Source organism: Photobacterium gaetbulicola, assembly GCF_003025515.1.
In the GTDB taxonomy this organism is placed as follows: domain Bacteria; phylum Pseudomonadota; class Gammaproteobacteria; order Enterobacterales; family Vibrionaceae; genus Photobacterium; species Photobacterium gaetbulicola.
Genome location: NZ_PYME01000055.1, coordinates 1 through 6015, shown reverse-complemented (window position 1 = coordinate 6015; position 6015 = coordinate 1). Strand labels below are relative to the sequence as shown.

At 44.9% G+C, this 6015-nt stretch carries 4 protein-coding genes and 1 pseudogene; 2 read left to right on the top strand and 3 right to left on the bottom strand.

Features of this window, described 5'->3' with window-relative positions:
- Positions 1-2097 precede the first annotated feature (2097 nt).
- A complete protein-coding gene (locus C9J03_RS26140; protein WP_107291804.1) occupies positions 2098-2598 on the bottom strand; it encodes a hypothetical protein in 501 nt (166 codons plus the stop codon).
- Between the two features lie 242 nt (positions 2599-2840).
- A pseudogene (locus tag C9J03_RS26135) lies at positions 2841-3377 on the bottom strand (recombinase family protein); the annotation flags it as partial.
- A 226-nt stretch (positions 3378-3603) separates the two neighbouring features.
- On the opposite strand from C9J03_RS26135, the gene C9J03_RS26130 reads away from it, so the two are divergent.
- Complete coding sequence (locus C9J03_RS26130; RefSeq protein WP_107291802.1) at positions 3604-4548, top strand: HNH endonuclease; 945 nt, start codon at positions 3604-3606, stop codon at positions 4546-4548.
- A gap of 70 nt (positions 4549-4618) precedes the next feature.
- Here the strand turns inward: C9J03_RS26130 and C9J03_RS26125 are convergent, their stop codons facing one another.
- Entirely contained in the window at positions 4619-5290 is a 672-nt protein-coding gene (locus tag C9J03_RS26125; protein WP_107291801.1) for a hypothetical protein, read from the bottom strand.
- Positions 5291-5769: 479 nt separating this feature from the next.
- On the opposite strand from C9J03_RS26125, the gene C9J03_RS26940 reads away from it, so the two are divergent.
- Positions 5770-6015, top strand: a 246-nt coding sequence (locus C9J03_RS26940) for a hypothetical protein (protein ID WP_211300777.1), incomplete at its 3' end; no start/stop codon positions are given.

The following is a 6015-nucleotide window of genomic DNA, read 5'->3' as shown; positions in this document are numbered from 1 at the left end:
GCGGCTTCAAGTTTAAACTCGGGGCTAAATGTTCTTCTACTGCGTTTTGTCATTGCGTCACCTGTTAACTTCTGAGGCGATGATATCACCTCTTATCAGGTGGCCAAATTAACTATGCCACTACAATGAACTAATTTTGCCAATGCGCAAACCAAAGCAGCAATAGCATAAATTAGTTCCGGATCTAATGCAGACATAGATACCTCCTTGTTTAATTAAATATGTACGAGAGGGTAAAGCGGGGCTTGTACTTGTTCGTGTCTGATTTGGTCAATATATACGCCATTCCGAGCATCCCCATAACTAACAAGCATGGGTAAAAACGCTCATCTGGCATCTCACTAATACACTCAAAAAGATCAATCAAGTAAGTCATAACATTTCCTCCCGCAATCTATGAAATCATTGTCTCCGGAGGGATAGCTGGTTAGCAAAACAAGTTTTACCTAAGTTAGGTGTTCAGCTCCCCCCTCCTATGGGGCTACCTTATTAGCTAAGCCTAAACAGCGCGGTGCGCTAAGTGGCTGTTATGTTGAATCAGCGACGAACGGACGTGATCATGTAACGGTCAAAGCATGGTCTAAGACCAAAAAGTTTCACGTGTGAAACCGTCTGCAGTTAATATCTATAGGGCAACCTAATTTCAAATTTTGGAATGGTTCACTATCCAGTCGTCGTTAAGAACAAACCCGATCATGTTTTTAACTCAGAACGTCTACATTTGTACGGCTGACTCCTAGCTCACGAGTAAAACTGTTAGTTTCAATAAAATCATAAACATAAAAACTTACCACGTGACAAAGTCATTGTTTTTTAAAGAAACAGCTTTATCCAATTTTCTATCTCTAGGTCGGGAAACAGATAGTGTCCAGGGACCAGGGACACTTTCCGCTTAATGGTGGCTATGTTCTTTAACAGAACGTCGATAAACACAATCAGCCAAAAAAACAGTTTTGCACGGCTTTTTTTAACTTACAAAACAGGCATGTAGATTATTTTTGAATGATCAGAGATCAAACCATAGAAGCAAACCCGATCTTGATCTTAACTCAGTACCTCAAACAACAGCTAAACCTATCTACGGCTGAAATATGGATCGCAAGAAAAAACAAATACCATTATAAAATCAATAAATAAAAAAAATAAACCCTGTAAAAGTTGTTTTTTTTCTCAAAATAGATCGCAGGTAAAAATAGAGCATTACTGTGTGAATCTATTAAATTTGGTCGAACTCAATTTTTCTTGGCATAGCTCGATAAGATTTGGGGATGCTCAGTTTTTCTTGGCATATTAGTGATGCTTAATTTTTCTTGGCGTAGCTCGATAAGATTTGGTTCTATTTAAGTCTAATTTCAGAGATAGCCTCAAGAGATCATGACGTCTTGAGCCATTGACGTTAAGAAATATTGAAAGTAAAGACTGAGTACTTACATAGACAACAAGAACCTGACAATTCAGCTGCTGAATCCCCTATATACAGGCTGTACCCGACAAGAATATTGGGATATGGGCACATAAATTTACACAGATTCTAAGATGAGTATTGCGAATGCACTATGTCGCCTTAGCCTTATTTTAATGCTTTAACCCTTATTTTATAATGGGTTAGCGCGCTTTAATATAACAACCACATTTGTATACTTAATCCCATATCCCAAAAACCGGATAAGTACGTGTAGAACCGTGGACTTTAGCACGCCTAAAAGGCTACTCTAGTACCAACCTCAGTAACACTGGAAAACTGATCTTGTTCGTAAATTGGTACGTCGATCGATAGTAGCTCCAATGCCGATAGGCAGCTCAACTCTAACGAAATTCTTTTAATCCCACTTTTATATCGTCACATTAAAATTCGGTACGCTAAGTGCCTATTATGTTAAGTACTCCATGTCACCCCTGATTTTGCCTTTTCTAGCTCCTCAGAAGCTCGTAGGCGGCATTTTACATAGATGATAAAGTGATTTGTGCCTGATAGCATTTGAAAGTTTGTGACGGTTTGAGGGTGATTTACAGAGTCTTTTCGAGTCGAACCATATGAAATAAAAACGTCCCTATAAGGAGCGTTTTTATCTGTATTGTTCAATGTTATGAATGCAACTAGTCCCTTGTATCACTATGGACAACTAGCGAACTGGGAGGCAGGCAAACAGGTCTTCTGGGGATTGTGGCCTGTGCTGATTTCACTGACGCTTCCCGTCTGCGGCTAGCTTCATCAGACTTATCTTTCAGTACCAGCTTGCCACCAACCTCCTTCCAGACATTCGGATCATAGTGCGGCTTTTTTGGTTTGGATGCTCCCGACTGTTCAGGTATATCTATCTCCCAAGGGCTAGGGATACGGGATTTCGGCTGTGGATTTGGCTTGTCTTTTTCCAGCGTCCTTTCCAGCAACTGGCGGACAGCCGGTGACTGTGCTCTACGAGGATGCTTTGGAGCCGGAGGTTCTGCCTCCGTTTTTTTTTCTTTGGGAGGTACAGAAATGATATCCAGCTGCTTTTTCAGTGCTGCTATTTCACTATTTTTCTTGTGTGCGTGGTAGGCCCACAATAAGCAAACCAACCCTACGGTGCCGGCCAGTAGCCCTTCTAATTCACTCATGACAGCTCAATCCCGCTGAACCATTCATTGGTGCTCCACCCCGCCGTGTTCTGGCTGGTACGGAGCTGCACCGGTTTGCCCTTTAGTGACTGAGCTTTTTCAAAAACCTCGAAGGCACTGTCTTTGTACTTGGTGATACTCATTTTCCGCTGTTCGCCCCGGCTGTTGCAGACAAACACCATAGTGTCTGACTTGCTTACGTCGGACAGTATTCCGAAATCATTCCAGACAAAATTATCCATATCCAATACTTTGTAAACTGTTGTCCTGCTGCAGCCAAGCTGCTTGCTGATGGCATGCTTGTTCATCCCCTGCTCGGAGAGCCGGAGTATCTTGCCGTGCAGCTCGGCGTCGGGGAAGCGGCCGAGGTGTTTCCCTTCCGCCCTTGCTCGCTCCCTTCCCTCGTTGCAGCGCTGCAGGATGCGCTTGCGCTCCATCTCGGCAAAGGCCGAAATCGTGGTGTAGATCACTCGGCCGACATCGCTGTTGATGTCGACATTGCCGAGGTCGTGGAATACGAGGCCTGCACCTTTGGCGGCAAGAGTGTCGGCGATTTGCAGTGCGTCGATGGTGTTGCGGGCGAGGCGGTCGACCTTCATCACATGGATTGTGTCACCCTCGCGGGCATACTCGATCAGCGCCTTCAGCTCGGTACGTTCGGAGTCCCTGCCGCTGGCCTGCTCGCAAAAGAGCTTCTCGCACCCGAGGTGGGTGAGCTGCTCGACCTGGGTGTCCAGTGTCTGATCCGTCGAACTGACGCGCGCATAGCCGATATGCATCCATTTACCCTTATTTTTGTACATTAAGATGTATTTTTTTATTGTACATGTGCATTAAATAATTAAAAGACTAAGTGAACATTCCTGTGATGTTTTCGACCATGTGTCCACAAAGGTACACCTTTATGGACATAGCGAATTACACCTTTACTGTTCAATGGGTTGCTCCCCCCTTTTTCATGTGTGAGGATCGGTCATCATCTATTTCAAAATATCGAGGCCAGGAATGTATTGGTGGGTTAACCATAAACAAACTCATGCTGAGGAGATCCGCGGTGGCTATATTTGGTCGCCGAAAAAGAATACTAACGGGGCCAAAAACCATAGCTACGACAATATGCCTCGTACTGCGGTAGGCGATACTGTCTTCTCTTTTGCATATGCTGAGGTGAAAGCGATAGGTGAAGTTGTAGAGGCATGTTGCTCTTCAGCAAAACCGAGCGAGTTTGGTAATAAGGGTGACTATTGGGACGATGAAGGATGGTTAGTCAAAGTGAAATGGACCATGTTAGACAAGCCCTTTCGTGCCAAAGACCATATCGATAAAATTGAGCCTCTATTACCAGCAAAGTACTCTCCTATTCAAAAAAACGGTAATGGTAACCAAGGCTGTTATTTGGCTAGTGTTTCTGCTGAGTTAGCTCAAGTTCTTTTCATGCTCGCAGGACAAGACAAAACAGAAGCACATGTTGTTATCGGCATTGATGAGAAGGTAGAGAAAAAAGAGAGTGCTGCTTTGCAGCAACTTGAGCAAGATACATCTTTGACTCAAACTGAAAAAGAACAACTCGTTAAGTCTCGACGAGGGCAAGGTAAGTATCGTCGAAATTTGGAGCAGATAGAGTCTCGTTGTCGCGTTACAGGGTTAGCGGATAAACGCTTTTTAGTTGCTAGCCACAGTAAACCTTGGTGCGATTCATCAAATACCGAAAAGCTTGATGGCTACAATGGTTTCTTGCTTTCACCGCATATCGACCGTCTATTTGATCGCGGCTGGATTTCTTTTGCTGATGATGGTGAGCTGTTAGTTGCTGAACCTCCCGTTATCGATGTCCTAAAATCTTGGGCAGTTTCTTACCCAATGAATGTTGGTTCGTTTACGGATGAACAGAAGTTTTATCTAGAGCACCATAGAATAGAAGTTTTTAAATCAAAGCATTTAGAGTTTTAATGTATTACATTTGTAGTACTTTACTGATTGCTTTCATAGAAAGCGGCAACGGGTTTGTTGCCGCATTATATTAGTTCTCAAAGAATCGGCATTCTAGTGAAGGCGCTTGTAGGTGCACGTCATCATGGTGATAGTAGTAAGCTTCACCGTTATCTTCGGCATGCGATGAAGCATAGGCGCGCAGCCAGAGCTTACGTCTTTCTGCTGACAGTACAAAGCCTTTACTTTCTTCATTGTTTGCCAACCGGCTTGGGAACGCCCAACCGTTGCGCTGTAGTTCGGTGATAGTCAGGATCAGATGCACCATCTCATCTTGTTCTGGTGCGATCACTTCATGTATATAAGGAAAAAATTCTTCATCTTCTTCTGATGCCCGCCACCCTATTTCACTATTAACTTCATCGAGTGAATCATAAGGGTGGGAATGAAATGTTCCGATCAGCTCCAGGTTAGGCCAGTAACGCTCGAAGAATGCCTTTTTCTTTTGTATGGATTCAAAGTTAGGGTCTACCGACTCATAATCGCGTACGGCTGAGGTTTCAATGGTCGCAGTGGTAATTACACAACGTGCAGGCTTGTCGCCTTTCTCTGGGATGATATGTCCCCATAAAAGGCCGAAGGTTTCTATTCTGTCTTTGGCCCGTGAGCGATGCGTTGCCTTATGTTCGATTTCATATGCTTCAATGGCTGACGTAAAGAGTTGGGGCAGTACTGCATCCTCAATAAAGATCGCCGTGGTCATGGCCTACTTCCTTATACAATTGAGTTAATAAGTGAGTGCATGGTAGCAGAAGTCATTGAGATATAGGTTGTTTATTATAAGGATATTTCACATTTGCTATTTTTTTCATGTTCTTATCATTTACAATGTATTACACATGTAATACATTTTTGGCGTTTATAGGCGGCTTTTATTCAGAGTAATGCCGCCCTGCGACAGCATTCCGGCTTCCTCCGCTTTGCTTGGCCATCACGAAAAAGCGCCGTTCAGGCTAGGCGTATCAAAGCAGAGCTTCGATAGCCTGCCCGGCAAACGTCATGGCCAATCAAACCTCCGTCCGCCTCCATCGCAGGGCGCTTAAGAGCTTTGCTACCAACCCCCATCCCCCATGCATGGGGGTATTGCGCCAACTGTAACATAATGAAATTTATGCGAACTTGTTACGCCGCTAGCGCCAGGCAAGCTGGCGGCGGCTGGGCAAATTCAGGCATAAAAGCATTATGTGTAAATTGGCGCGCAGCCTTGGAAAGCAGGCTGTAAGGCCGCCGGGCAAGCCGGCGAGTTGTTTGTCGTCCCGTGGCTGCACCACCGCCCGGGTAAGTCGGCACACCGCAACACAGAAAGCGTGCTGCCGTGCGGTTAGCCTCGGCGTTACAACGTTACTGCATCATTGGTATCAGGCTCGGCATGTTGGCCGTGTCGGCCAATCCACCTGGCGCAAGCCCCTCGGTGGCCCCCACATCCCC

What these genes read in the sequence shown, in the direction of transcription:
- C9J03_RS26130 (WP_107291802.1), top strand. Translation starts at nt 3,604, where the DNA reads ATGTATTGGTGGGTTAACCATAAACAAACTCATGCTGAGGAGATCCGC.
- C9J03_RS26140 (WP_107291804.1), bottom strand. Translation starts at nt 2,598, where the DNA reads ATGAGTGAATTAGAAGGGCTACTGGCCGGCACCGTAGGGTTGGTTTGC.
- C9J03_RS26125 (WP_107291801.1), bottom strand. Translation starts at nt 5,290, where the DNA reads ATGACCACGGCGATCTTTATTGAGGATGCAGTACTGCCCCAACTCTTT.